Genomic DNA, 24,873 nt, shown 5'->3' with positions numbered 1-24,873 from the left:
GAAGGGTGAAGCCAGGGTCGGTGTGCCCAAGCCACCGCGACAGCGACACGATCGACTCGCCAGCCTCCAACTCCTCGGAAGCGTAGAAGTGCCCCAGAGCGTGGAAGCCGTGCTCCCGGGAGGGCTCCCACACGCGGAGTCCGCTGGCAGGGCTCTTGGACGGCGGCGCGATCACCCCTGCTTGGGCAAGCGCAGGCTTCCAAACGTGCGAGTTGAAGGAATGAGCTGTACTGGGATTTGTGGAGTCCCTGATGCCAGGGTTACGGTCCTGGCGAAGGAGAACCACCAGCACCATGCCAGCACCCCGTAAGTACCCTGATGAGCTCCGCGAGCGCGCGATTCGCGAGGTCCGCGCCACGGGCCGGCCGATCGCACACGTTGCGAAGGACCTGGGCATCCGCAAGGAGGCCCTGCGTGGCTGGGTCCGCCAGGCCGAGGCCGACCGTGGCGAGCGCGAAGACCGGCTGACCAGTGCTGAGCAGGACGAGCTCAGGCAGCTGCGCAGGGAAGTAGCGGAGTTGAGGCGGGCGAATGAGATCCTGAAAGCCGCCTCGGTGTTTTTTGCCCAGGAGATCGACCGTCCCCGGACGAGGCCGAGCAGGTGATCGACCACCTGCGCGGCGGCTTCGGGGTCGATCCCGTCTGCCGGGTTCTTGAGCTGTGACCGTCGACGTACTTCGCCCGCAAGAAGCGGCCGAAGTCACCCCGCCGACGGCTCCGCGATCTGCACGACCTGCGCCGGCTTCTCGCAGACCTTCGACTGCTCGCGCTGCGGCTTCGAGGGCAAACTCCTCGGCGGCCGGCTCTGCGCACGTTGCACGCTCACCGACCGGCTGACCGCCCTCCTGGATGACGGCACCGGCCGTGTCCAGCCCGCGCTGACACCCTTGTTCAACCTGCTGGTGGCGATGGACGAGCCCAGGAGCGGCCTGTCCTGGCTGGCGATGCGCCGCGGTCATCCCGGAAACGCCTCCCAGCTGCTGCGGCGGGTCGGGCTCGGCGAGATCCCTCTGACCCACGACGCATTCCACGAGCTCCAGCCCTGGCGGGCAGCGGCTAATCTGGAAGAACTCCTGATGGCCAGCGGAGTCCTGCCCGCTGTCGACAAGTACATCTGCTCCTTCCAACGATGGCTGCCCGGCCACCTGGCAGGCATCGCCGATCCCGAGCACTTGAAGGTGCTGGACGCGGTGTATTCCGGGCAGCCGAACGACGAGGCGTGTTACTCGTGGGTTGCGCTCTTGTTGATCGCCCAGCGCTGGCGGGACTCGCCTGATCTGCCAGCAGACCTGAAAGCCCTGGTCGGTGGGGCGTTTCCTCTCTGACGCACCTCGCCCGGTCGGACCCCAGAAGGCTGTCACGTTCAGTAGCAATGCCGGAACGAGGTGGGCCAACTCGCGACGGTTGAATATGCGAGCTCACCAGTATCAACGCCCGATATGTAACGGGTGATTCCGGCCATGCTGATGGCGTGAAATTGATGCCACCGCCACCCTTCCGGAATTTCTAATTCCGGGATAGCGTACAATCGCCACCGAAATACGATGGTAGTCGTTTCACTAGATGGGGTGGGCTATGCGATTTCGTTCAGGCTCTTTGCTGGCCACGGTTTCAGTGACGGCGGCACTCGTCTTCCTGGGGGGCGGTGTGGCCAATGCATCTGCCACAAAATGCAACGACGACCTTTGTCTCGAAGTTGCAGGATCGGGACTGCATGTTGGTGGCGTCACCGTGAATGGTAAGCATGCCGGTTACTACTTCGCGAAGTGGGTGTACAACGGCACTGAGCATTGGACTTGGACCGCGTATCAGACCGGCGCTCGGGTCGTGGGTTTCACCACGCTCGGAAACCGGGACTACTCCAGCGGCACTGACATTTGCGGTGGCGTTGAGCCGAGCAAAGCCCAGGCCGATTACGCGAACGAGGAGTGCGCCGACATACACTAGCTTCAGACTTGGCCGACGACGGCGCCCCAACGGACAAGGTAGGGGCGCCGTCGTCCCTTTGATTCCCTGTGGCACTACCGGAAGGTGCGGGAGCTGGCCGCCGTAGAAGATGGGGCGTGACCGAGATACCCGCCAAAGGGGCAACGGGATGATCTTGGGAGCCGAGCGGCCGCAGTAAATGCCGGATTTACTGCGACGGAGGCCCGACCGTGGTCGGTGCGACCTGCGGCGGACCGATCCGGCTACCAGGGCGAGGCGTACGCATTTACTGCGGCATCACTGCGCTGACCACGCGTGGAGTCGCATCAAGATCAACTCATTGCCCCATTGTCGCGTACCTCGGCCAGACCCCAACAAAGGTGGATTCCGCCCCGCCGTGACGGCCGCGAAGACCGACGACGTACGCGCCGTGCCCCGGCGCCCGTCATCGCGAAGGCACTCAGCTACCACGACAAAACCGCCATCCGCCTTGTCACCGAAGCTGGCGGAACCTGGAGCCGATACGCCCCTGGAGATCACACGCGGTGATCTCCAGGAACCGTTCAGCCGACGCCTCACACCACCGAGGCCCGGAAAGGATCAGTGGGAATGATCTCCATATCGTCGAAGAGTTGCTCCAACGCCTCATGACCCTCGTGCCTGCGGAAGTCGATTTCGGCGGCCGTCACGGGCAAGGCCCACAAGATGCGGGCGTGCCCTCCGGGCAGCGGACAGTGCTCAAGGTCAGGCTCGTGGAGATAGGGCAGGCTGATCAGCAGGTGGTCGCAGGTCGAGCCCGGCACCCACGGTTCACCGATCGGCATGCTGTGCTCCAGATCGAGCTGATGCCCTCCGCAGTGGTAGTAGGCGATCATGGCCATGAGGTCGATGAACCGCTGGTCGCGGACGTGGGCGGTCATGACGAACTCAAGCCCGCGACCGTCCTTCTCCATCGCGGCCCAGCACCCGGCGGTCACATAGGCCCAACTATCGCTGCGCCGACCGGGGCCTACAACGAGAACTCGCAGGTCGGGCACAGCCTCGCGCCGTTCCGACCCAAGGTCGCAGACGACGACCTCCACGGAATGCCCCTCGAAGTACGCCCGAACATGTGACTCAACAGCCTCCGCGGCCAGCAGCCTCGCATCACTCACCGCGCGATCATCCCAGACCACAGCCAACCAGCCCGACCTCTCACTTAGCGTCATGACTCGTGGGCATCAGCCTCGAATACGCGACACCCCAACATGCGGGCCTACCAGTCCCGAGGCCGGGGAGCCCCGCAGGTTCAGGGAAACTGAAGGCTCTTCAGTGGGAACCCGAGGGTCGGAAGCTGTGCTCTGCAGGGACCGCCCCCCGAGTTCGTCCCGACTCACGGCGAGACGTCCCGGCTCGTGGGCGTCGTCGCCGCGCGGAGATGCCCCTCAACCGGACCAGGTGCTGGTCATGAGCCAGGACGATCTCGTCCGCGAGGTTGAGGATGCGGAAGGCGCCACCGGGAAATTGGACGGTGCTGCCGACGACGAAGTCGTAGTAGGTCGTCCCCGACCGTGGTCTGGCCGTATTCGTCCATGTCGTAGGGGCCGTGAGGCTGGTCGATCTCCAGGGACAACCCGTCGCCCGGTGTGTGGAACCGGACGGGGCCGAGGCCGTCCGTGTGCAGTCACATGTGCAGGAGGGAGGGCTCGGCCTCCTGGTAGTGGTGCCAGGACGTCGTCACCATCAGCAGGTGCCTGCCGACCAGATCCTCAGCGTTGATCATCCGGGGATGCTGCCACGACGCTCCGCGATTCGGTACTGGTTTCCAGGAGGCGCCGGGCCGAGTCCGCGTACCGCATGGCGGTCTTCTCGTCGAGCCCGAAGACCTCGGCGAGGTGGAGCGGGTCGAGGCCATGGACCATGGCCTCTTCGAGCTGTCGGTCGACGCGGAGCCGCTCCAGCGTTGCGGCCTGTCCGCGCATCGCCGCGCCGATGCAGTGGTTGCTGGGCCGGGTGGTCCGGTTCGCGGTCTGGTTGTTGATCAGCAGGTGGAGGTTCGCCGTGTTCGGCCAGCGGGTGCGCCGGTTCTCCAGCCAGTCCAGCAGCAGCTTCAGGGTCAGGTCGTCGAGGGGGTGAACGCGGCCGGCGATGGTCAGCCGCCGGTTGCCGATGTCGACGCCATTGAGCATGAGGGTGCCGATCTGGGCAACTCGGGCGGCGTGGACCGCGGCGAAGGCGAGGATGAGTCGTGTCGCTGGGGTCCTGGCCGCCGCGACGGCCCGGTCGACCGGTTCGGGGACGAGTGGCTGCAGCACGGCGTACTCGTACTGCCCGACCTTGATCCGGCTGGTGGGGTTCCGGAAGACGAGCCCGTTCCGCTTGGCCCAGCCGAACAGCGAATGAAAGGCGACGAGTTGGCTGTGGCTGTGGCGCCCGTGCAGAGCCTTGAGGCAGGTGAGGACATCGTCGCGGGTCACTTCCCCTAGGTGGTCGTAACGGTCCAACCACTCCAGCAGGGCCGGGCGGACTCCGTTGAGGTAGAGCCGGACCGTTCCCTCTCGGCGAGGCAGGCTGCGCGGGCCGCCCTCGTGCAGGACGCGGGTCCAGCGTTCAGCCGTGCCCGCAGCACCACCGTCAACTGCGGGCACGGCTGTTGGCGCCACCACACCCGCGATCCGGCGCTACACCAGGCGCGCGCTGATCCCGGTGTTCTCCGCGGACGAGCTGGCCGTCGAGGACAACCCGGACGTGGCGTGCCTGGCCGGCCTGCACTTCCTGCCCCGTGACGGGCGGCTGCACATGGTGTGCTCGATGCGCGCGAACGACCTGGACTGCGGGCTGTTGAGCGACGTGTTCTCGTTCACTCATCCTGCGCGGTCGCCTACGCCCACGGCGAGGCCGACTACAACGGGCACATCGGCATCGAGGAGCTCTGCGACATCTGCCCGGCCGAGCAGGTCCAGCGGTGCCGGGCAGCCTGGGTGCGGCCCGGCATCGACGAGGTGACCGCGGCGGCGCGCCGGCTGGGCGCGACCGGCCCCGTGGAGATCGGCGAACGCGCCATCATCGTGGAGGGCCTGGACGAGCCGCCGCGCTACTTCCTCCAGCACGGCTACGGCTTCCAGTGCCACGACCGGAGCAAGCCCCACCACCACCGCCAGCACGGCCGGGCCCCGATCGGCTGGCCGACGCAGAACGGACCCACCACGCCATGAATTTCAGCACCTGGCCGCACCTGCTCGTCGTCGACGTCGAGGGCAACGGAGCGAACCCGCCGGACCTGGTGGAGGTCGCCGCGCTGCCCATCCGCGACGGCAGGCCGGACACGAGCACGGCCGGGGCGTGGCTGATCCGCCCGCCCCGGCCGGTCACGCCGTTCGCGGCCCGGGTGCACGGCTTGACGAACGAGATTCTGACCTCCAGCCCGCCGTGGCCGGACGTCGCCGGGCAGGTGCGCCGGCTCCTGGACGGTGCGTGGATCGCGGCGCACAACGCGCACGTCGACTACCGCGTGCTGTCCGCGCACCTGCCCGGCTGGACCCCGGTCGGCGTCGTCGACACCCTCCGCCTCGCCCGAGCCGCCTGCCCCGGGCTCCCGTCCTACCGGCTCGACAGCCTCATCACCCACCTCGGGATCGACCTCGGCAACGCCCCCGACCAGCGACACCGGGCCCGCTTCGACGCCTACGCGACGGCGCTCATGCTGCTCGACATGGCCGGGAACTACCCGACTTGGGACCAGCTCGCCGCGGCCGCCGTACCGCCCGGCCTGCCCGGCTCCCCCCAACCAGAAGAGGACCCAACCCTGTGGTGAAGACCCCTATCCGCATCGGCATCACCGGCGCCCACTCCACCGGCAAGACCGTGCTGCTGCGCCGGATCGAGAGGGAACTGCGCGCCGAGGGCATCCGCGTCGCCCGCACCGGCCGTCTCGGCCGCCGGGCCGCCGACATCGGGCTGCCGAAGATGCACGAGCACACCGCGCAGTCCACCGAATGGATCATCGCCCAAGGCATCGCCGACGAGATCGCCGCTTCCGCACAGGGCGCCGACGTCGTCCTGGCCGACCGCGCCGTCATCGACGCCCTGGCCTACTGGCACGCCGCCCTGGAGCTCCGCGGCGAGGCCATCGACCTCGCCGACGACGAACGCCTGCGACTCCTGGCTGCCACGCAGCAGGCGAAGTACGACCTCCTCCTGGCCACCGTCCTCGACCCGGCCACGCCGGCCGAACCCCAACGGCACGCCTACGACCCGCGCTACCGCGAGCTCGTCGACCACCACGTCCACAGCCTGCTCGCAGAGGACAGCATCGAGCACCACCGGGTCCTCCACGACCCCCACAACGAGAGCCAGGCCGTGAACGCGGCGGTGCGACTCGCCCAGCAGCTGGTGCCCAGATGACGAACACGCTGCCGCAGACAGAAACCCCGGCAGTCCCGGCGCCTTACACGAACTGGCGGCCCCCACTGGTATGGACGGCTCTGGTAACGCTGGTGGAGCCCGATCACGTGCTCCTGCGGGACTTCGGTGGCCACGCGGTGCTGCTGCCCGGCGGCCCGGTCCACGACGGTCAGACTCCCATGGAAGCCGCCCAGGAGACCCTGCAAGGGCCAGGCAGCGGCCACATGATCCTTCGACCAGCGCTCACCGACCAGAGGCAACTGGCCCGCCGCAAGGTCATCGTCCACACCTTCGTCACGCTCCCGATCACCCGAGGCAGGGCTGACGAACTCAACCCACGTGACGGCCGATCCAGCCCGCTGATCGTTCCCGCCGGAAAGCGCTGGGCCTGCTCCCCCTCCGCGTGGGCATGAGGGCGCGGATCTCATTGGCCGCGTTGGAGTCGGAAGAAACCGCGCTCATAGAGTGGCGACACCAACCCGGCCCACCGATCCCCCCAGGGCTCCCGTGACAGGCTGAGCGGGGCCTTTGTAGCAGCGGAGCCGACCGTCCCGCCTGCGATCCCCTCCGCCGCCCCGGAAGGCGACGGCCACAAGGTCGTCGGCGCGCTGGTGCTCGTAGCCGATGAAGTTGCGATCCTCCGCCGCCCCGGAAGGCGACGGCCACCCGGCCAGGGCCTGATCACCGACGTCGCGATCAAACGGTTGCGATCCTCCGCCGCCCCGGAAGGCGACGGCCACTCCAGTTGAGCAGCACAAGCATGCATCGAAAGTAGACCTGAGTGCGAGTTCACAGCTACCGAACCAGGAGGACTCGGGCATTGTGCTTGGGTGCGATCCGCGTGTCCCGTGCGTGCTTGGGGTTCCGAAGCAGTCGCTGCGTTCCCGACAGCTGGGCGACTGCTGTTGAAGCCACCAGTGGTCTCGGCAACGTCGGGCCAGGCTGCTAAAGCGTGGCACCTCCGTCCCATCTCCCGTAGCACAGCGTATGCGTCAGCGCCCATGGGCTCGTGCCTTGCAGACTCCGGACTGCAGTACTACCCCAGTTGCGATGCCAAAACCCGGCTTACCCTCGCCCCGCGCAGGCACACCCGCTGGCACCCCATGACGGAGCCGAAAGAGCTGCCGCCCTCGGTTGGAGTCCCTGGGACTTTTCTGGGACTTTCGGCTGCATCAGCCTGCACGGCACCGAAACAACCGAAAGATCATCTATGCAGGTCAGGGCGCTTCGGGACCAATCGCGGCAGGTCAGAGGGCCGTGTGGTCTCTTCTGGAACGTCTGACACGCCACACCACCACGGCACCACGGCCCCGTGGCGCCACGGCACGCCACAGCGCGGTGCCACGGTGACCCACCGCGTCCGCGCCCGCCGCGGCCGCACCGCCGCCGGCCCCGGATCCTTCCGGGGCCGGCAGTCCGGCGACTACCGCACCCGGTTCTCCGGTTCGGTCGGCGGCTGCCGCGCGGCCGCGTCCACCGCCCGGGCCGCCTCCGCACCTTCCCCCGGCGCGCCTCCCGCACCTCCCGCACCGGGATGGCCTCCCGCGCCGCGCCGGCCGCGCGGCCATCCCGGCCGGGCCCGGGTCGCCAGCAGGGTGAGCGCCCCCGCGGCCAGCCCCCAGAACGCCGAGCCGACGCCGAGCAGCGTCACCCCCGAGGCGGTGGCGAGGAAGGCGACGACGGCCGCCTCCCGGCCGCCGTCGTCGGCGAGGGCGCTGTGCAGGGCGCCCCCGATCGTGCTGAGCAGGCCGACGCCCGCCACCCCCAGCACCAGCTCCTGCGGCATGGCCGTCAGCAGCGTCCCGAGTGTCCCGCCGAACAGGCCCAGGCAGACCAGGTAGCCGCACCCGGCCCAGACGGCCGCGACGTAGCGGCGGCCCCGGTCGGGGTGGGCGTCCTCGCCGGCGCAGATCGCCGCGGTGATCGCGGCGAGGTTCAGCCCGAACGCCCCGAACGGCGCCAGCACCGCGTTGGCCGCACCGGTCCAGCCGACCAGCGGCGAGACCGGCAGGTCGTACCCGTTGCCGCGCAGCACGGCGACACCCGGCAGGTTCTGCGAGGCCATGGTCACCACGAACAGCGGTACGCCCACGCCGAGCGCGATCCGCGGGTCGAACCGCGGCGTCGTCCACACCGGCGCGGCCGGCGTCAGGCTGACGCTCACGGCGTCGAACCTCCCGGCCAGCGCCGCCGCGACGATCCCGGCGAGCAGCCCGGCCAGGACGGCGTAGCGGGGCAGCAGCCGCCGGGCGAGGAGGTACGCGGCGAAGACCGGGAAGGTGACGGCGAAGCCGCCGTGCATCTCCCGGAAGAGGCCGGTGCCGAACTCCAGCAGCACCCCGGCGAGCAGCGCCGACGCCAGCGACACCGGTATCGACGCCATGGCCCGCGCGAACCAGCCGGTGACCCCGCTCAGCAGGATCAGCACCGCCGAGACGAGGAACGCGCCGACCGCCTTGCCCATCGGCACCCCGGCCAGCCCGGTGGCCAGGAGCGCGGCGCCCGGTGTGGACCAGGCCGTCACCACCGGGGCTCGGTAGCGCAGCGAAAGGCCGATGCCGGTGGCCCCGACGCCGACGCCGAGGGCGCACATCCAGGAGGCCAGTTCGGCCTGGTCGGCGCCGGCCGCGCGAGCCGCGGTGAGCACCACGGCGGCCGAGCTGGTGACGCCGACCAGGACGGTGACGAGCCCGGCGGTGACGGCGGAGAGCGGAGCGGCGGAGCGGAGCAGCACGGCGGGTCTCATCACTCGTCCCGGTGAATCGCGGATGGGCGGGGAGGTAGGGGGTACAGGGCAGCGGATCGCCAGGACGGCGGCAGGACGGCGGATGGACAAGGCCCCGCAGGCGCGTGTACCTGCCCGTGGGCCTGCTGGGCGCGCCTGCCGCCGATGCCGGGTCGTGAGCGCGAACAGGCGGGCGGCGTCGTTCCGCAAACCGAACGTTCCGCATACGGAACGGTAGGGTGGGCGCCGGGCGTCCGTCAACGGGAGGCGCCGAAGACGGGCTCGCCGCCCGGAGCGGCGGAGAGGGCGGAGTGTCGGCGATGCGGCTCAACGAGCAGGTCGGCCAGCGGCTGAGGACGCTGCGCGAGGAGCGCCGGCTGTCACTGTCGGAGCTGGCCCGCCGCTCCCGGCTCGGCAAGGCGACCCTGTCGGAGCTGGAGGCCGGGCAGCGCAACCCGACGCTGGAGACGCTGTACGCGGTGACGACCGCGCTCGGGGTGCCGCTCAGCACCGTCCTCACCGACCCGGCGGCCCCCTCGCCCGCCGTGGACGCGCCCGGCGGCGCGACGGGGCCCTCCGCCGACGGCGACGCGGTCACCGCGGTGCTGCTGGAGCGGTACGAGGGCGCGGACGCGGTCACGGAGGTGTTCCGGGTGCGCGTCCGGGCCGGCGCCGTCCAGCACTCCAGCGCCCACCTGCCCGGCACCGTGGAGCACCTCTACGTCCTGCGCGGTACCGCGCGCGTCGGCGCCCCCGCGGACGGGACGACGGCCGGCCCGGGCGAGCACGCGCGGTGGGCCGCCGACGTCCCGCACGTGTACGAGGCCCCGCACGGCGAGGTGGAGGGCGTGCTCTTCATCCGCTACCCGCGCAGCCCGCGCTGACCCGCCCGGGCCGGGCGGCACGGGCCCCGGGGTCAGCGCGCCGACGGCCGACCGGTACCGTCGCACCTGTGCTTCGTGTTCTGCTCACCCGCCGCTGGATCATCCTGACGGTGGTCTTCGTCGCGCTGGTCCTCGTGATGTACCGGCTCGGCCTGTGGCAGTTCCACCGCTACCAGCAGACCAAGCGGCAGGACCACCGGATCTCGCGGGCCGTGCACACCGCGCCGGTCGCCATCGGGACGCTGACCGCGCCGGGCGCGAAGGTGCCGGAGTCCGAGCGGTACCGGCCGGTGACGGTGACGGGCCGGTACGACACCGCGCACCAGTTCGTGGTGCGCCGCCGTACCGACTCCGACGGGAACCTCGGCTACTTCCTCGTCACCCCGCTGGTCACCGCCGACCACCAGGCGGTGCTGGTCAACCGGGGCTGGGTGGCACCGAGCCAGACCGACGACGCGGCCTTCCCGCCGGTGCCCTCGACCCCGTCGGGCGCGGTCACCCTCACCGGCCGGCTGATGCCCGACGAGACCTCGAAGCTCAGCGGCATCCGCGACGTCTCCGGGCTGCCGCCCCGGCAGTACATGCTGATCAACAGCGCCGAGCAGGCGAAGGTGCTGGCCGAACCGGTGCTCGGCGGCTACCTGGAGCTGGTGTCGTCCCGCCCGCCGCTGACGAAGGCGGACTCAGCCGAACTGGTCCCCGGCCCGGACAGCGACAGCCAGACCGGCAGCGACGAGGCGATCGTCGGCAAGGGCGTCCACCTGCCGTACGCGGTCCAGTGGTGGCTGTTCGCGCTGATGGTGCCGGCCGGCTGGGTGGTGCTGCTGCGGCAGGACCTCAAGGAACGGCGGAAGAAGGCGGCCGCCCAGGCGCGGGCGCGGGCCGAGGGCGAGGCCGCCGCGGCCGAGCCCGCCACGCCGCGCGGCTGACCCCGCCGCCCCGGGCGGCCCGGGCGCGCGGCGCGCCGAGGCGCGGGGAGACGGCCCTGGCCGCGCGGGCACGCGGCCGCCCGCGCCCTTACGGTGGACAGGTGAACGCAAGCCGCCGGCCGGGCCCCGGCGAACCCCCGGCGCCACGGGGCGGCACCGCGCCGGACGCCCGGGCCGACCGCGGCCGGACGGGCTCCCCGCCCCCCGGTACGAGCGGCCCGTGGGACGGCTCCGGGACCGCTTCCGGCACGGGCTCCCATGCCGTGCGCCCCGGAGGCCCGTCGGGCAAGGAGGACCCGTCGACCCCGGGAAGGCCGTCGAGCCCGGGAAGGCCGTCGAGCCCGGGAGAGCCGTCCGCCTCGGAAAAGCCGCACCCGGGAGAACCGTCCGAGCCGGAAGAGCCGTCGGCGCCCGGCTCGGCGGCCCCCGCTCGTCCCGCCGCGCGGGAGGACACCGGCGCGCACGAGGACGCCCAGCAGGACCTGCCGCACCCGGCCAAGCGGGTCCTCCTCGCCGCCGCCGGCGGCCTGCTCATCGTCGTCGGCGTCGTCCTGCTGGTGCTGCCCGGGCCGGGGCTGCTGCTGGTGCTGGCCGGGCTGATCCTGCTCTCCCGCGCCGTTCCCGCGGTCGCCCATCTGGTGGAGCCGGTCCGGAAGCAGGCGCTCCAGGCCGCCACGGCGAGTGTGTCGGCCTGGTGGCGGGTCACCGGAACGGCGCTGGCCGGACTGGCCCTCGTCGGCGCCGGGCTGGTCTGGGGGCTGCGCCTGCTGTCCTGGCTGCCGTTCCTCGGCTGGAGCACCGGCGTGAGTCTGATCCTCTCCGGCTGCGTGATCATCGCCCTGCTGATCTGGAGCCACCGCCGGGTACACCGCCCCCGGGGCTGACCGGTCGCGCCGCGCCCTCCCCGGACGGACCAAGGACGCCTTCCGGACGGACCACGGGCGCCTCCCGGACAGCCCGCGGCCTCACAGACCGGTGACCGCCGCCGAGGCCGTGATCGTGCAGCGCAGGGAGAGCTCGCGCCGCTCGCCGGGGGCGAGGTCCAGTGTCCAGGTGGCGATGCCGTCGGCGTCCACACCGTCCGGGCCGGGCGCGTCCGAGCGGCCCCGGCCATGGCCGACCCGCACCTCGACCGCCGACACCTCGGAGACCGGCACGCGCTCGCGGACCACGACCTGGCGGGTGGCGCCGTCGCCGGGGGCGTCCAGCCGGGATACGAACAGCCGCACCTCGCGTTCCACGACGGTGCGCTGGTTGATACCGGCCAGGCCCACCGTGTCCCGGGTCTCCTCGACCTCGCGCACCACCCGGAAGGTGTCCTCGCTGCCGAAGGCGAGCCGCACCTCCTCTCCGGCGCCGTGGAAGGCCAGCCGGCCGCGGCCGGTGCAGCCGCTGCCGCGCACCAGGTCCACCGGGCCGGCCAGCAGCACGTGCCCGGCCTGGTTGGTGAACCGGGCGGCGGCCACCACCAGCGGGGACAGCTCCGGGGCGCAGGTGTGCTCGGTGCGGCACGGCGCGGTGAACGCCGACAGGACCACCCGGTGCGGGCGGCCGTCCGACGGTACGGAGACGGGGTCGGGGGCGGCCAGGGTGCGCACGGTGCCGCCGTCGTCCACCCCCGGCAGCTCCGACGCGGACGGCGGGGCCGGCGGGTGCGCCCCGTCGGCCTCCGGCGAGTCACCGCCGAGGGCGGCGATCTCCTCCTCGCGCAGGCCGACCTCGATGGCGCGCCGCTCCTCGGGGGCACGTTCGCGCAGGGTGAGCACGTCGTCCTCCAGTCCGGGCGGCCCGGCGGCCAGGGTGGGCCGGGCGGTGGACAGCGCCAGCCTGACGTCGTGCCAGTCCTCCCCCGTCGCCTGCCACACGAACGCGTCGGTCTCCAGCCGTACCTCGTCCCCTCCTGCGGCGAGCGCGGCCCGGTAGGCGGGGCGCCACAGCGCGCACGGCACCAGATGGGCCACCCGCAGCTCCGCCGGGCCCGCCGCGGCGGCCTCCACGACGAGTTCGAGGTGGGCGGTGAGCACCTGCGGCTCGCTCTCGGCGGCGGCCAGCGCCTCGCGGGCCTCGGCCAGCTCCTCGGCGATGTCGTGCAGGCGGCGGCGCAGCCGGTGCAGCTCGCCGGTGCGCGCCTCGGCCGCCTCGCCGACCCGTTCCAGCCGGTCGGCCCACCGCTCGGGGTCGGCGTCGCCGGCGCCGGCGCCCTGCCGGATGTCGCGGTAGAGGTCCGTCCGGGCCTGCTCGACGACGGCCAGCGCGCTCTCCAGCCGCTGCCGCTGCTGCCGCGCCTCCCGCTGTTCCCGTTCCAGCGCGTGGACCTCGCGGCGCGGCACGGAGGCGTCCCGGCCGGGCTCGCCGGGCGGCACGGGTGCGTAGGCGCGGACCACGCGCGCGTCCACCACACGCACGTCCGCCACCTGAGCGCCCGCCACGTGAGCGCCCGCCTGCGCGGCGGCTCCGACTTCTCCCGCCGGTCCGGGCCCGGTGAGTACCGCCTCCGCGCGCAGCGAGCGGTCCACCGCCAGCGGGGTGACCGGGCCGAGCCGCAACCGCTGGACGCCTACCGAGAGTTCGACGACGGCGGTCCGCTCGACCTGCGCCCGGTCCTCCAGGCAGGTGACGGCGGTGACCGGCAGCGGCAGCGGCACCGGGCCGGCCGGTTCCGGCGGGCCGGCGGGGTCCACGGGCACGGCGGCGGGCACGGTGTCGGGCACGGCCGGGTCGGCGATCACGTCTGCTCCTCGTCTTCCTCTGCGTCGCGCTGGTGTGTCGTCCGCCGCCGTACGGTCCGGCCCGCGCAGTTCGTACCGGACGGGTCCGGGGCGCCCGGGGCACGGCAGGGCCTCAGGTCCTGCGGTTGCCGCCGTCGACCTGCTTGGCGGCCGGAACACGCAGCTCGTAGCCGCCCTTGAGGACGGCGGTACGGCCGGGTTCGAGCGGGACCCGCCAGACGCGGGCGCCCAGCACCGGCGTGCCGTCGGGGCCGAGCAGCTGTTCGGACGGCTGCTCCCACGCGGGTTCGGCGCGGTGCGGCTCGATCCGGACGTCCTTGTCGGTGGAGACCGGCACCCGCTCGCGCACCTCGACCACCACCGGGTACGGCAGCCGGTTGGCGAGCTCGACCTCCACCCGGTGGTCCAGCACGGTGGTGCCGCCGCGCAGCCCGGCCGTGGACTCGTGGACCCGGGCGCGCCGTACCGCCTGGACGCTCTCGGCGACGCCCAGGCCGACCGACTCGCGCTGGCCGGGGGCGAGGGTCGGCAGCGGCGCGGTGAGCACGAACCGGCCGTCCACGAGGACGTCGACGGGCCCGGCCAGCAGCGCGTGCGGGGAGGTGTTGGTGAGGTCCACGGTGGCGTAGACGGCGGTGTCCAGGGCCGGCACGCAGACGTGGCCGGACTCGGTGCGCACGTCGGCCTCGCCGACCGGGACGGTGTGCCACCGGCCGTCGGAGGCGATGTCCACGGGGGCGGCGGCGTCGAAGCGGTAGTCGAAGGAGCCGGCGGCGGTCCGCACATCGGCGGTGTGCGCGGGTCTGCCGGGCCAGGGTTCCTTCCGCCGGCCGGCACCGCCCGGGCGGGACTCCCCCGGGCGGGACTCCCCCGGGCCGGACTGCCCCGGGCCGGGGCGCAGCGTGCCGCGGGCCGCGTCGTCGGGACCGGCCAGCGAGAGCGCCGCGTAGTCCAGCAGGGCTTCGGCGGGCCGGGGCGGCGTGGCGATGGCGGGGCCGGCAGGGCCAGGGGCGTCGGGGGAGCCTGCCTCGGCCGCGCCGTAGGAGCCGGGACCGACAGGTGCGGCGCCGGGAGCCGGAGCGGACCGGGGGTGGGCGGCGCCGGCGCGCGACCGGGCGACGAAGGCGCCGCCCGGGACCTCGGCGGACCGCTGGCCGGGGGCCGGCGCCCAGCCGCCGCCGATCTGCGGCGCCGCCTCGGCGAGGACCCCGGAGGTGGGGACGGGCGGCGGGAGCGGGCCACCGGAGGGCGCGGGCAGCGCCGGGACGGCGGGCGCGGGCAACGGCAGCGGGCCGGCAGCGGGGCGGGCTGCGGCCGGGGGGCGGCGTCGTAGTCGGCGAACAGCTCGGCCAGTCCTGCCGGCGGCTGCCGCCAGCCGGTGCCGGGCGGCGGGGGCTGGGCCCGGCCGATGCGCAGGGACCGCAGCTCCGGCAGGTCGCTTCGGCGGAGCAGGTCCGCGGTGGACAGGCCGAGCCGGACGGACGTCCAGTCCTCGCCTGCGCGCTGGGCCACGCAGGCCCGCATGGCGAGGGTGCCGGTGCCGCCCGCGCCGTCCAGCCGCAGCTGGTAGACGGGCGCCCAGCCGGCATCGGCCACCTGGTACTCCACCTCGACCCGCGCCTCGGCGGCGGAAGCCGTCGCGGAGACCGCCGCGCCGTCGGAGGAGCCGTCGGGGCCGTTGCCGGGGTCTGCGGGGCCGTCGGGGCCGTCGGGGCCGTCCGCTGCGGGCGGCTCGTCGCGGACGAGAGTGAGGACGGCGGTCAGGGTCGGCAGCACGCGGGCGCCGGAGTCGGCAGTGGAGGCGGCACCGAGGCGGTGGCGCAGCACGTCGGCCTCGTACTCGGCCTTCTCCAGCTCCTCGTCGGTGCTGCGCTGGGCCGCGTGCAGGACCGCGAGCCGGGCGTCGACGAACCCGGCGAGGGCGAGGATCGACTCCACCGGCGCCCAGCGGGGCGGGTCGCCGCGGCGCGGCTGCGGGGGTTCGGCCCGCAGGGCGGCGACCTCGGCGACCTCCGCGGCGAGCCGTTCCGCGCGGTCCCGCAACCGGGCCAGCCGGTCCTCGGCGTCCTCCATGTCGAGCCGCAGGCCCGGTAGTTCCTCGTCCCGGCGCAGTACGGCGGCGGCCTCGGCCCGCACGTCGGCGACCCGCAGCCCGGCCGAGCCGGAGACCACCCGGGCGCGCAGCGACCCCGGTTGGAGGCCCCACGGCAGCCCGCCCACCCGTACCACCGCGGCCGGTCCGCCCAACCCGGGCCCGGCGGCGGGCAGCGCCACCGTGGCGGCCCGCGTGCACACCGCCCCCGAGGCGTACACGACCACGGACGTCAGCTCCGAGGCCGCCGCCGTCGCGTCTGCGCTCACGCCGCTCCCCCTCACGGTCCACCCTGCCGGCGGTTCCGGCGTGCGCCCTTCCGCGCCGGAACCCTCCGTACCCTAGTGCCACGGCCGCCTCCGGGTGACGGTCGAGGCCGCCCGTCCCCGGCGCGTGCGGGGTGGCGGCCCCGCCCCGGCCGAAGCCCGGAGGCCGACGCGCCGGGCGCGGGCGAAGGGCGCCGGTGCGGGCGCGGGTGTGCAGGAGCCTCGCCGTCGCGGACGGAACGCGGTGGCTGACGCGGACGGAACGCGGTGGCTGACGACGGGTGGCTTGGATGTCGGGCTTCCGCTCTGGCATCATGAACAAAACGGAACTTCGCTCCAGAAACGGCTTCGAAGAGTGCGGTGACTGCGGCGACGTCCCCGGGAGGAGCGAGCGTGACAGCGACGGGCGGGAAGAACGACGGCTCGTCGTCGACGCGGAAGCGGGCGGACGCGCGGCGCAACGAGCAGATCCTGCTGGATGCCGCGGCTGCCACGTTCGTGGTCTCCGGGGTCGAGGCACCGGTCCGGGAGATCGCGTCTCGGGCCGGCGTGGGCGTGGGAACGATCTACCGCCACTTCCCGACCCGGGCGGATCTGGTGGTCGCCGTGTACCGGCACCAGGTCGAGAGCTGCGCGGAGGCGGGGTCGACGCTGCTGGAGGCCGCCGCGACGCCGTACGCCGCGTTGTCCCGCTGGGTGAACCTCTTCGTCGACTTCCTCGTCACGAAGCACGGACTCCCGGCGGCGCTGCAGTCCGGCAACGACAACTTCGCCACCCTGCACACCTACTTCGTCGACCGCCTGGTCCCGGTGTGCGCGCGGTTGCTCGCCGCCGCCGCGCGGGCCGGGGAGATCCGCTCGGACGTGGACGCCTACGAGTTGATGCGCGGCATCGGCAACCTGTGCATCGGTGTCGATCCGCGCTACGACGCCAGGCGCATGGTCGGCCTGCTGATCGCGGGGCTCCGCGCGCCGGTCGACTGAGCGCGCTCGGTCGATCCTCCGGCCTGGACGACCGCGCGTGAGCCTCCCCGGCGCCGCCGGTTCCGGGCAGGACCCGCGCGGCGCCGTTCGGCGCCGTTCGGCGCGCTCCTTGGACTCGATCCTGCCGATCGGACGCGCGGCGGCGGCCGGTACGGCGACGGCCTCGGCCCAGGCGTCGCCGGCCGGGGCTGCCGTGATCTTCGCGCCCGCCGCTGACGCGTTCATGGAACGGTCTTCCTTCCACGCTCGGAGCGCTGGTGGTGGTCGAGCGCGGCACCGGGATCGTCGATCCGGATAAACGTTCCGTATCATGACGGAACACAGCTCCGCTTAAGATACTCCCTGGACCCCACACCCCGGCGGCGACAGACCCCGACGGTCCACCGGCAGGCCCCGGCCAGGAGTTCGGAACACGGGACGGGGAGCGGCTCCCTTCCCGCACCCGGACCGGAGATCAGCCCGCCGATCACCCACCTGCCTCCACCAATACGCAGACACCACACCCCGACGGAGACAGCGCAGGCGTCGTCGCGACCGCGGCAGGGGCATCTCGGCATCCCCCGGCGGACACGCGCGCCTCCACCCCCTCCCAGCACCGCACCGGTGCCAAGCCGTCGGAGCAACGTTCCGTTTAGTGCCGGAACACAGTTCCGATTGTGCTACGTTACGGAGCACGGTTCCGGTTTCACGGCTGGAGCCGCCTGCCGGTTCCAGCGCCTCGGCTGGCCGCAGCCCACCCCCAGACGGAGGAACTCCATGCAGTACCGCACCCTCGGACGCACCGGTGTCCAGGTCAGCGCGCTGGCGCTCGGCGCGATGAACTTCGGCGCGATCGGCCGGACGACACAGGAGGACGTGACGGCCATCGTCGACGCGGCCCTGGCGAGCGGCGTCAACCTCATCGACACCGCGGACGTCTACAGCGGCGGCGAGTCGGAGACGATGGTCGGCAAGGCCATCGCCGGCCGCCGCGACGACATCGTGCTGGCCACCAAGGCGAGCCTGCCGATGGGGAAGGACCGCAACCGCCAGGGCGCCTCACGCCGCTGGCTGGTCACCGCCCTGGAGGACAGCCTGCGCCGTCTCGGCGTCGACCACGTCGACCTCTTCCAGGTCCACCGCTGGGACCCGCGCACCAGCGACGAGGAGACGCTGGCCGCCCTGACCGACCTTCAGCGCGCCGGGAAGATCCGCTCCTTCGGCTCCTCGACCTTCCCCGCCTACCGCGTCGTCCAGGCGCAGTGGTCCGCCCGCGCCAACCACCTGAGCCCGTACGCCACCGAGCAGCCCAACTACTCGATCCTGCAGCGCGGCGTCGAGAGCGACGTCCTGCCGGTGGCGGAGGAGTACGGGCTCGGCGTGCTGGTCTGGAGCCCGCTCGCCTCGGGCTGGCTCTCCGGCGCCGTCCGCGAGGGCCGCGAGGTCACCACCAGCCGCTCCGCCTTCATGCCCGCCCGCTTCGACACGAGCGTCCCCGCCAACCGCGCGAAGCTCGACGCGGTGGAGAAGCTGGCGAAGGTGGCCGAGGGCGCCGGCCTCAGCATGATCCAGCTCGCCCTCGGCTTCGTCACGGCGCACCCGGCCGTCACCAGCGCGCTCATCGGCCCGCGCACGCTCGACCACCTCGACTCCCAGCTCGCCGCGGCCGACACCGTCCTTCCCGCGGACGTGCTCGACGCCGTCGACGAGATCGTGGCGCCCGGCCTCGACCTCGCCCCGGGCGAGAAGAACGCCACGCCGCCGGCCCTGCTCGACCCCGCGCTGCGACGGCGCGGGTGACCCGGCGAGCCCCGCGTCCGGCCGGCGGCCCGGACGCCGGCCGGACGCGGTCCGGAGTCGCGACGGCTCCCTCCGGCTCCGGGTCCGCCGTCCTCGCGCGGACGCCTCGGGAAGCGGCCGCCGTCCCGGAGAAGACGAAGCGGCACAGAAAGGGCGAGCAATGATCCTGGTCACCGGAGGCCTCGGCTTCATCGGATCGCACACCGTGCGGGCACTGCTCGACCTGGGCGAGGAGTGCCTCGTGGTCCAGCGCCGTGCGCGCGGACTCCCCGCCTTCCTCGACGGAGCGCGGGTGGCGGTGGAGCCGGCCGACGTCACCGACCGCGAGGCCCTGCTCGCGATCGGCCGCCGCCACGAGATCACGGGCATCGTGCACCTGGCCGGTTCCTATCCCTGGCCTCCCTTCCCCGCCGGGCCGGTCGAGGCGACCCGCAAGGCGCTCGACGGGCTGCTGAACATCGCGGAGGCGGCCCAGGAGTGGGGCGTACGGCGGCTGGGCATCGCCAGCACCATCGGGGTCTACTTCGGCGTGGCGCACGAGGGACCGGCCCGCGAGGACGCTCCGCTGTCGATGGGCGCGTCGTTCTCGATCCCCGCCTTCAAGAAGGTCGGCGAGCTGCTGGGCGGATTCCTCGCCGATACCGCGGGCATCGACATCGTGAACTACCGCGTCTCCGGCACCTGGGGCCCGCTCGGCCACCTCGATCCGTTCTTCGCCGCACCCGCCCTCGTCCACGCCGCGGTCCGCGGCACCGCCCCGGACCTCTCGCACCTGGCGGGGCCGGTCTTCGCCGAGGACGGGCTCGACCTCACCTACGTGAAGGACACCGGGCGGGCGATCGCCCTTCTCCAGCTCGCGGACCGCCTGAACCACCGCACGTACAACGTCGGCTCCGGCCGGGCCACGACCAACGCCCGGCTCGCCGAGGCGATCAGGAGCGTGGTCCCCGACGCCCAGGTCGACCTCCCCAGCAGGGGCGGGGCCGCTCACATGGTCCTCGACATCAGCCGGCTGAGGGAGGACACCGGCTACCAGCCCGAGTACGACACCGAGCGGGCCGCCGCCGACTACATCGCGTGGCTGCGCGCGGGCAACAGGGACTGACCGTCCGGCGTGACGCGCCTGCCCGGGACCGGCCGCCCGACGGCGGCGGGCACCGGGGAAGGCCACGCGTTCCTCCGCGGCGGCGTTCGCGCTGAGCGCCGCCGCGGGGTCGGGGTCCGGGGCCCGGGAGGGGACGAGCCACCCCCGGGTGCCGGGCCGTGGCCACCGGCGGCGGGGCGCCTCCGGACGGGGCGGGGGCCTCCGGACGGGGCGGGAACCGCCGCCTCCGGAGGGCCGGTTGGGGGGGAATCCGGTCCGGGCCGAGGCTGCCGGGAGCATTGACACCGCGTCGGGGCGCCCCTAACTTGCATGTCGCAGCAGCCGATTGAAACGTTTTAATCGCTGCTGCCGCCGCCCCACCCCTGTTCTCCGCGGCCCCGACCGGTGCCGCGCCGTCGTCGTGCGGTCCCCGGTGGCCGCCGGCGCCTCCCACCCCCGGAGGACCCATGCACCGTCGTCGCAGACCTCAACCCGTCGCCAGGGGAGGTCCGTTCGCGACCCTCCTGGTCCTCGCGCTCGCCCTCCTGATGGCCGCGCTGGCACAGCCGGCGGCCCTGGCGGCCGGGGCCGCGGCGCACCCGCTCTCCGACTGGCGGGACTACGTCGAGACCCCGACCAGCGCGGACGTGTGCGCGAGAACCGTGGTGAGCACCTCGGGCACGGTGGCCGGAGCGGCCAACCTCCTGTGCGGCGGGCGGGGTTCGGCCACGCTGACGATGCCCCTCGGCGGTCCGGCCCCCGTGGTCGTGCTGGACTACGGGCAGGAGGTCGGCGGCCTGCCGTACTTCTCGGTGTCCGCCGAGAGCGGCTCCCCGACCCTGGGCGCCGCGTACAGCGAGGGGTCGCAGTACCTCGGCCCGTCCGGTGACGGTTCACCGCCGTGGGCGGACGGCGACCCGTCCCGCTCGGACTCCTACCAGGTCACCGGCCCGGGCACGGTCACCAACCGCTACGTCCAGGGCGGTGAGCGCTACGAGCGGATCACGCTGACCACGCCGGGCACCGTGACGCTCGGCGCGGCCGGCATCCGCTACATCGCCGACCGCACCCAGGCGGACGACTACGCCGGCTACTTCCAGTCCAGCTCCGACGAGTTGAACAGGATCTGGTACGCCGGGGCCTACACCCTCCAGACCGACCTCGTACCGGCCCAAACCCTCCCCGGCAGCTGGACCGCCTCCGCGGCCGGTCTCGACGCGGGCGGGGCGGCGGTGAACGACGGCGCCGGCGTCCTCGACCAGGGCACCTCCTGGGGCGACTACACCAGCACCTTCCAGACCCGGATCACGCACAACCAGGCCGGCTGGCTGGTCCACGCGCAGACCTCGCAGGACGGCTACCTGTTCATCCTCGACGACAGCGGCGACGCCACCGGCACGCCGAACACGCTCCAGGAGTTCGACGTCCACGCCGGCGCGTACACCTCGCTCGGCACCGCCGCGCTGCCGTTCGCCGTCGACGAGGGCAGCTGGCACACCGTCGCCACGTCCGTGTCGGACGGCTCGATCACCGTCTCCCTCGACGGCGCGCCCGTCGCCTCGGTGGACACCGGATCGCTGCCCGCCGACGCCGTCGCCTACCCGTCGGGCACCGTGGGCTTCCGCGAGTACGACGGCGAGGAGGCGCAGTTCAAGGACCTGACGGTGACCGGCCCGTCCGGAACGCGGCTGTTCGGCGACGCCCTGACGACCGCGTCGAGCGTCGACGGCTTCACGCCGCCCGGCTCGAACGTCCTCCCCTCCGTGCTCGACGGCGCCCGGCGCGACCGCGCGATCTGGTCCGGTGACGTCAACACCGAAGGTCTGACCGACTTCTACTCCGTCGGGAACCCCGCGTACATCAAGGACTCCCTCCTGCTGCTGGGCAGCCACCAGCTGTCCAGCGGGTTCGTCACCGGGGCCCTGCACCCGGCGACGGTCCCGCACCTGGGGCCGCTCATCCCGGGCAGCACGGGCCTGTACTCGGCGACGTACTCGATGTACTTCGTGACCGCGCTGGCGAGTTACTACCTCTACACCGGCGACACCGCGTTCGTCCGGCAGGAGTGGCCGATCGTCCAGCGTGAACTGGCCTGGAACGCCTCGCAGGTGGACGCCGACGGCCTGTTCGCGACCACGCCGGGCGTCGACGGGGCCGACTGGGACTTCTACGACGGCGACAAGGGCGGCGAGGTCTCCGCCTACAACATGCTCTACTACAAGACCCTGCTGGACGGCGCCGCGCTGGCCACGGCGACCGGCGACGCCGCCACGGCGACCGACTGGACCTCGCGGGCCGCGGCGCTGCGGACCGCCGTCAACGACCGCCTCCTCGACCCCGCCACCGGCCTGTACCGCATCAGCGACACGCAGACCCAGGGGATCGCGCAGGACGCCAACGCCCTGGCCGTGCTGTACGGGGTCGCCCCGGCGTCCCGGACGGCGGGCATCCTGGCCGCGCTCAAGTCCGGCCTGTGGACCACCCCCTACGGCCCGCTGCCGTTCTCCGCGGGCACCGGCTACCGCGACCTGGTCAGCCCGTTCGTCAGCGGCTTCGAACTCCAGGCGCGGCTGGCCACCGGCGACACCGGCGACGCCGAGGCGCTCATGGACACCGAGTGGGGCCACATGCTCAGCCCCGGCCCGGACCTGACCGGGACCCTGTGGGAGAACGTCTCCGGCACCGACGGCACGCCGGGGCTGGGCTCGCAGGCGAGCCTCTCGCACGGCTGGTCCACCGCGCCGACCTCCGCCCTGTCGGCGTACGTCCTGGGCGTCCGTCCGCAGACCGCCGGATACCGCACCTGGACCGTCCAGCCGACCCCCGGCAGCCTCACCTGGGCCAAGGGGCGCGTCCCGACCCCGCACGGCGCGATCGCCGTGGACTGGACCCGCGCGAGCGGCCGCTTCAGCGTCACCGTGACCGTCCCGCAGGGCACCAGCGGCACCATCGCCGTACCGGCCGGCAGGTCGGGCGGCACGGCCGTGACCGTCAACGGGCACAGCGTCCGGACGACGGGATCGGGCGCCGGCCGCCCGAGCGGGGTCGCGTCGGTGCGAACCGCCTCCCGCGCCGGCTCGGGTGTGGTGGACGTGACGGTGAACCGGGCGGGGACCTACACGATCACGGTGGGTCCGGTGCGCTGACCCGCCACGGCGGTGGGGCGCGCCGTCCGGTACGCGGCGGCGCACCCCACCCGGTGGACGCGACGGAGACGTGTCAGGAGGGGGCTTCCCGGCCGGGTCGCGGCGTCACACCGCGAGGGGGTGGTCCCCGGGGGCGATCGGCGCGGGCAGCTCCGTGGCGCCGGTCAGGTAGCGGTCGGCCGCCGCCGCGGCGGCGCGGCCCTCGGCGATGGCCCACACCACGAGGGACTGGCCGCGCCCGGCGTCCCCGGCCACGAAGACCCCCTCGGGCCCGCCCTGCTCCGCGACGCCGCCGGACTCAGGCCCTCCCCCGGGCGCGGGCCCCGGCTCCGGCGGGGAGGCGGGCGCGGCGTCCACGGCCAGGGCGGCGAAGGAGTCGTCGCGCGCGATCGTGCCGTGCGGGTCCCGCACCAGGCGGAGCTGGCGGGCGAGCGGGGTGTGCCACTGGGCGCCGGAGAAGCCCAGTGCCAGCAGGACCAGCTCTGCGGGAAGCACCCGTTCGGTGCCCGGCCGGGGGCTGCGGGCGGCCGGGTCCACCTCGGTGAGCCGCAGCCCGCTGACCGCGCCGTCCTCGCCGCCCTCGAAGCCGAGTGTGGCGGTGGCGAAGACCCGCGGGTCGCGGCCGCCCCAGCCGGCGGCCTCCTCGTGGGCGTGCGATATCCGGTACACGCGCGGGTAGACCGGCCACGGCTGGGCGTCGCCGCGGGATGGTTCGGGGCGCGGGTTGATGTCCAGCTGCACCACCGAGGCGGCGTGCTGGCGCAGCGCGGTGCCCATGCAGTCCGACGCGGTGTCGCCCCCGCCGATGATCACCACGTGGCGCCCCTCGGCGGTGACCGGCGGCACCGGGTAGTCGCCCTCGGCGACCCGGTTGGCCTGCACCAGGTACTCCATCGCCTGGTGGATGCCGCGCAGGCCGCGCCCCGGCACGGGCAGTTCGCGCCGTTCCCGGGCCCCCACGGCGAGCACCACCGCGTCGTGGCCGCGGGCGAGTCCGGCCGCGTCGAGGTCGGGGCCCACGTCGACGCCGGTGCGGAACTCGGTGCCCTCGGCCCGCATCTGGTCCAGCCGCCGCTCCAGCTGGTCCTTGCCGAGCTTGAAGGCGGGGATGCCGTAGCGGAGCAGCCCGCCGAGCCGGTCGGCGCGCTCGTAGACGGTGACGGCGTGGCCGGCCCGGGTGAGCTGCTGGGCGGCGGCCAGACCGGCCGGGCCGGAGCCCACCACGGCGACCGCCATGCCGGTGTGCCGCGTCGGCGGGCAGGGCCGCACGTAGCCGCGCTGCCACCCCTCGTCGACGACGGCCTGCTCGACGTCCCTGATCGTCACCGGGTCGGAGTTGATCGCCAGCACGCACGCCTCCTCGCAGGGCGCGGGGCAGATCCGCCCGGTGAACTCGGGGAAGTTGTCGGTGGCGTGCAGGCGTTCGCAGGCGGTGCGCCAGTCGCCGTGCGCGGCGTAGGTGTTCCACTCCGGGATGAGGTTGCCCAGCGGGCAGCCCTGGTGGCAGAAGGGGATACCGCAGTCCATGCACCGGCCGGCCTGCTCGGAGACCACGGGCAGCAGCGCCTGGCCGTCGTGCACCTCCGCCCAGTCGCCGAGGCGCTCCTCCACCGGGCGGCGCGGCACGGGCCGGCGCGGGGTCTTCAGGAAGCCGTGCGGATCGGTCATGGCGCCGCCTTCCGTCGGAACGGGAGCGCGGTGCCCGGCAGGCGGCGGACGAGCGGTGAGCCGGGCGCCGTTGGGACGAACCTCATGGTCGGCATAAAGCCTTTGAGCCAGCTTACGCCCGATATGCCGCATACCCGACCTTCGGGACGTGCCCGAGGCCGGCCACGCCTCCGGTACCTGTCGCAACGCACCCGCCCGGACACCCGGCGGCCGGGCAGGGGAACGGCCCCGGCGTCTGCGCCCGGCGGGCGGTGGGGTTCAATGGAGGCCGTCCAGGG

Annotated in this window: 19 protein-coding genes and 1 pseudogene; 13 read left to right on the top strand and 7 right to left on the bottom strand. The window is 73.3% G+C overall.

Going from position 1 to position 24,873, the window contains the following annotated elements; translation table 11 throughout:
- Window positions 1-293 precede the first annotated feature (293 nt).
- Entirely contained in the window at window positions 294-605 is a 312-nt protein-coding gene (locus BS72_RS10650; protein ID WP_037908911.1) for a transposase, read from the top strand.
- Between the two features lie 48 nt (window positions 606-653).
- On the top strand, window positions 654-1,325 hold the full coding sequence (locus BS72_RS33905) for a hypothetical protein (protein WP_198545878.1): 672 nt from the start codon (window positions 654-656) through the stop codon (window positions 1,323-1,325).
- Window positions 1,326-2,501: 1,176 nt separating this feature from the next.
- Here BS72_RS33905 and BS72_RS10640 read toward each other — a convergent pair.
- Entirely contained in the window at window positions 2,502-3,008 is a 507-nt protein-coding gene (locus tag BS72_RS10640; RefSeq protein ID WP_232792319.1) for a suppressor of fused domain protein, read from the bottom strand.
- Window positions 3,009-3,674: 666 nt separating this feature from the next.
- A complete protein-coding gene (locus BS72_RS10630) occupies window positions 3,675-4,553 on the bottom strand; it encodes a hypothetical protein (RefSeq protein ID WP_232792318.1) in 879 nt (292 codons plus the stop codon).
- Between the two features lie 156 nt (window positions 4,554-4,709).
- Here BS72_RS10630 and BS72_RS32195 point away from each other — a divergent pair, with 156 nt between their 5' ends.
- The 4 genes from BS72_RS32195 to BS72_RS10610 all read left to right on the top strand — a co-directional run bounded on the left by BS72_RS32195 (window position 4,710) and on the right by BS72_RS10610 (window position 6,722).
- Window positions 4,710-5,120, top strand: coding sequence for a hypothetical protein (locus tag BS72_RS32195; protein WP_198545847.1), 411 nt, complete (start codon window positions 4,710-4,712; stop codon window positions 5,118-5,120).
- Entirely contained in the window at window positions 5,117-5,719 is a 603-nt protein-coding gene (locus tag BS72_RS10620) for a 3'-5' exonuclease (RefSeq protein WP_037908903.1), read from the top strand. Before BS72_RS32195 ends, BS72_RS10620 begins: the two co-directional genes overlap by 4 nt.
- Window positions 5,713-6,309, top strand: coding sequence for an AAA family ATPase (locus BS72_RS10615; RefSeq protein ID WP_037908901.1), 597 nt, complete (start codon window positions 5,713-5,715; stop codon window positions 6,307-6,309). The genes BS72_RS10620 and BS72_RS10615 overlap by 7 nt, the downstream gene beginning before the upstream one ends.
- A 92-nt stretch (window positions 6,310-6,401) precedes the next feature.
- Window positions 6,402-6,722, top strand: a complete 321-nt coding sequence (locus BS72_RS10610; protein ID WP_037908899.1) for a hypothetical protein — start codon at window positions 6,402-6,404, stop codon at window positions 6,720-6,722.
- Window positions 6,723-7,732: 1,010 nt separating this feature from the next.
- On the opposite strand, the gene BS72_RS10605 is transcribed toward BS72_RS10610, so the two are convergent.
- Window positions 7,733-9,055, bottom strand: a complete 1,323-nt coding sequence (locus BS72_RS10605) for a benzoate/H(+) symporter BenE family transporter (RefSeq protein WP_078901217.1) — start codon at window positions 9,053-9,055, stop codon at window positions 7,733-7,735.
- Between the two features lie 299 nt (window positions 9,056-9,354).
- On the opposite strand from BS72_RS10605, the gene BS72_RS10600 reads away from it, so the two are divergent.
- From BS72_RS10600 to BS72_RS38085, 3 genes are all read left to right on the top strand, one after another.
- On the top strand, window positions 9,355-9,918 hold the full coding sequence (locus BS72_RS10600) for a helix-turn-helix domain-containing protein (protein WP_037908896.1): 564 nt from the start codon (window positions 9,355-9,357) through the stop codon (window positions 9,916-9,918).
- A 68-nt stretch (window positions 9,919-9,986) separates the two neighbouring features.
- Entirely contained in the window at window positions 9,987-10,847 is an 861-nt protein-coding gene (locus BS72_RS10595; protein WP_037908894.1) for an SURF1 family cytochrome oxidase biogenesis protein, read from the top strand.
- Window positions 10,848-10,948: 101 nt separating this feature from the next.
- Window positions 10,949-11,731, top strand: coding sequence for a PGPGW domain-containing protein (locus tag BS72_RS38085; RefSeq protein ID WP_232792317.1), 783 nt, complete (start codon window positions 10,949-10,951; stop codon window positions 11,729-11,731).
- Window positions 11,732-11,812: 81 nt separating this feature from the next.
- Here the strand turns inward: BS72_RS38085 and BS72_RS10585 are convergent, their stop codons facing one another.
- The 3 genes and pseudogenes from BS72_RS10585 to BS72_RS38075 form a co-directional block, all read right to left on the bottom strand.
- Window positions 11,813-13,576 (bottom strand): DUF4139 domain-containing protein, encoded by a 1,764-nt coding sequence (locus BS72_RS10585; protein ID WP_456049134.1) that lies wholly within the window; start codon window positions 13,574-13,576, stop codon window positions 11,813-11,815.
- 112 nt (window positions 13,577-13,688) lie between these two features.
- Window positions 13,689-14,858, bottom strand: a complete 1,170-nt coding sequence (locus tag BS72_RS38080) for a DUF4139 domain-containing protein (protein WP_051950919.1) — start codon at window positions 14,856-14,858, stop codon at window positions 13,689-13,691.
- A 125-nt stretch (window positions 14,859-14,983) separates the two neighbouring features.
- Window positions 14,984-15,850 (bottom strand): annotated as a pseudogene (locus BS72_RS38075) (DUF4139 domain-containing protein); the annotation flags it as partial.
- A 477-nt stretch (window positions 15,851-16,327) separates the two neighbouring features.
- Between BS72_RS38075 and BS72_RS10575 the strand changes: the two are divergent.
- The 4 genes from BS72_RS10575 to BS72_RS32175 all read left to right on the top strand — a co-directional run bounded on the left by BS72_RS10575 (window position 16,328) and on the right by BS72_RS32175 (window position 22,927).
- Window positions 16,328-16,918 carry a TetR/AcrR family transcriptional regulator gene (locus BS72_RS10575; protein WP_037908892.1) on the top strand — a complete coding sequence of 197 codons (591 nt, stop codon included), beginning with the start codon at window positions 16,328-16,330 and terminating at the stop codon, window positions 16,916-16,918.
- A gap of 756 nt (window positions 16,919-17,674) precedes the next feature.
- Window positions 17,675-18,697 carry an aldo/keto reductase gene (locus BS72_RS10570; RefSeq protein WP_037908890.1) on the top strand — a complete coding sequence of 341 codons (1,023 nt, stop codon included), beginning with the start codon at window positions 17,675-17,677 and terminating at the stop codon, window positions 18,695-18,697.
- A gap of 160 nt (window positions 18,698-18,857) precedes the next feature.
- Window positions 18,858-19,802 carry an NAD-dependent epimerase/dehydratase family protein gene (locus BS72_RS10565; protein ID WP_037908888.1) on the top strand — a complete coding sequence of 315 codons (945 nt, stop codon included), beginning with the start codon at window positions 18,858-18,860 and terminating at the stop codon, window positions 19,800-19,802.
- 446 nt (window positions 19,803-20,248) lie between these two features.
- Window positions 20,249-22,927 carry an alpha-L-rhamnosidase C-terminal domain-containing protein gene (locus BS72_RS32175; RefSeq protein WP_107498726.1) on the top strand — a complete coding sequence of 893 codons (2,679 nt, stop codon included), beginning with the start codon at window positions 20,249-20,251 and terminating at the stop codon, window positions 22,925-22,927.
- Between the two features lie 105 nt (window positions 22,928-23,032).
- Here BS72_RS32175 and BS72_RS10555 read toward each other — a convergent pair whose 3' ends face one another.
- Window positions 23,033-24,595: a glutamate synthase subunit beta gene (locus BS72_RS10555; RefSeq protein ID WP_037908886.1), complete on the bottom strand. Its 1,563-nt coding sequence runs from the start codon at window positions 24,593-24,595 to the stop codon at window positions 23,033-23,035.
- Between the last annotated feature and the right edge of the window lie 278 nt (window positions 24,596-24,873).

Source organism: Actinacidiphila yeochonensis CN732 (genome assembly GCF_000745345.1).
Classification (GTDB): Bacteria; Actinomycetota; Actinomycetes; order Streptomycetales; family Streptomycetaceae; genus Actinacidiphila; species Actinacidiphila yeochonensis.
Note: the sequence above shows the minus strand (reverse complement) of the source record. Positions and strands in the feature narration are given on the sequence as shown.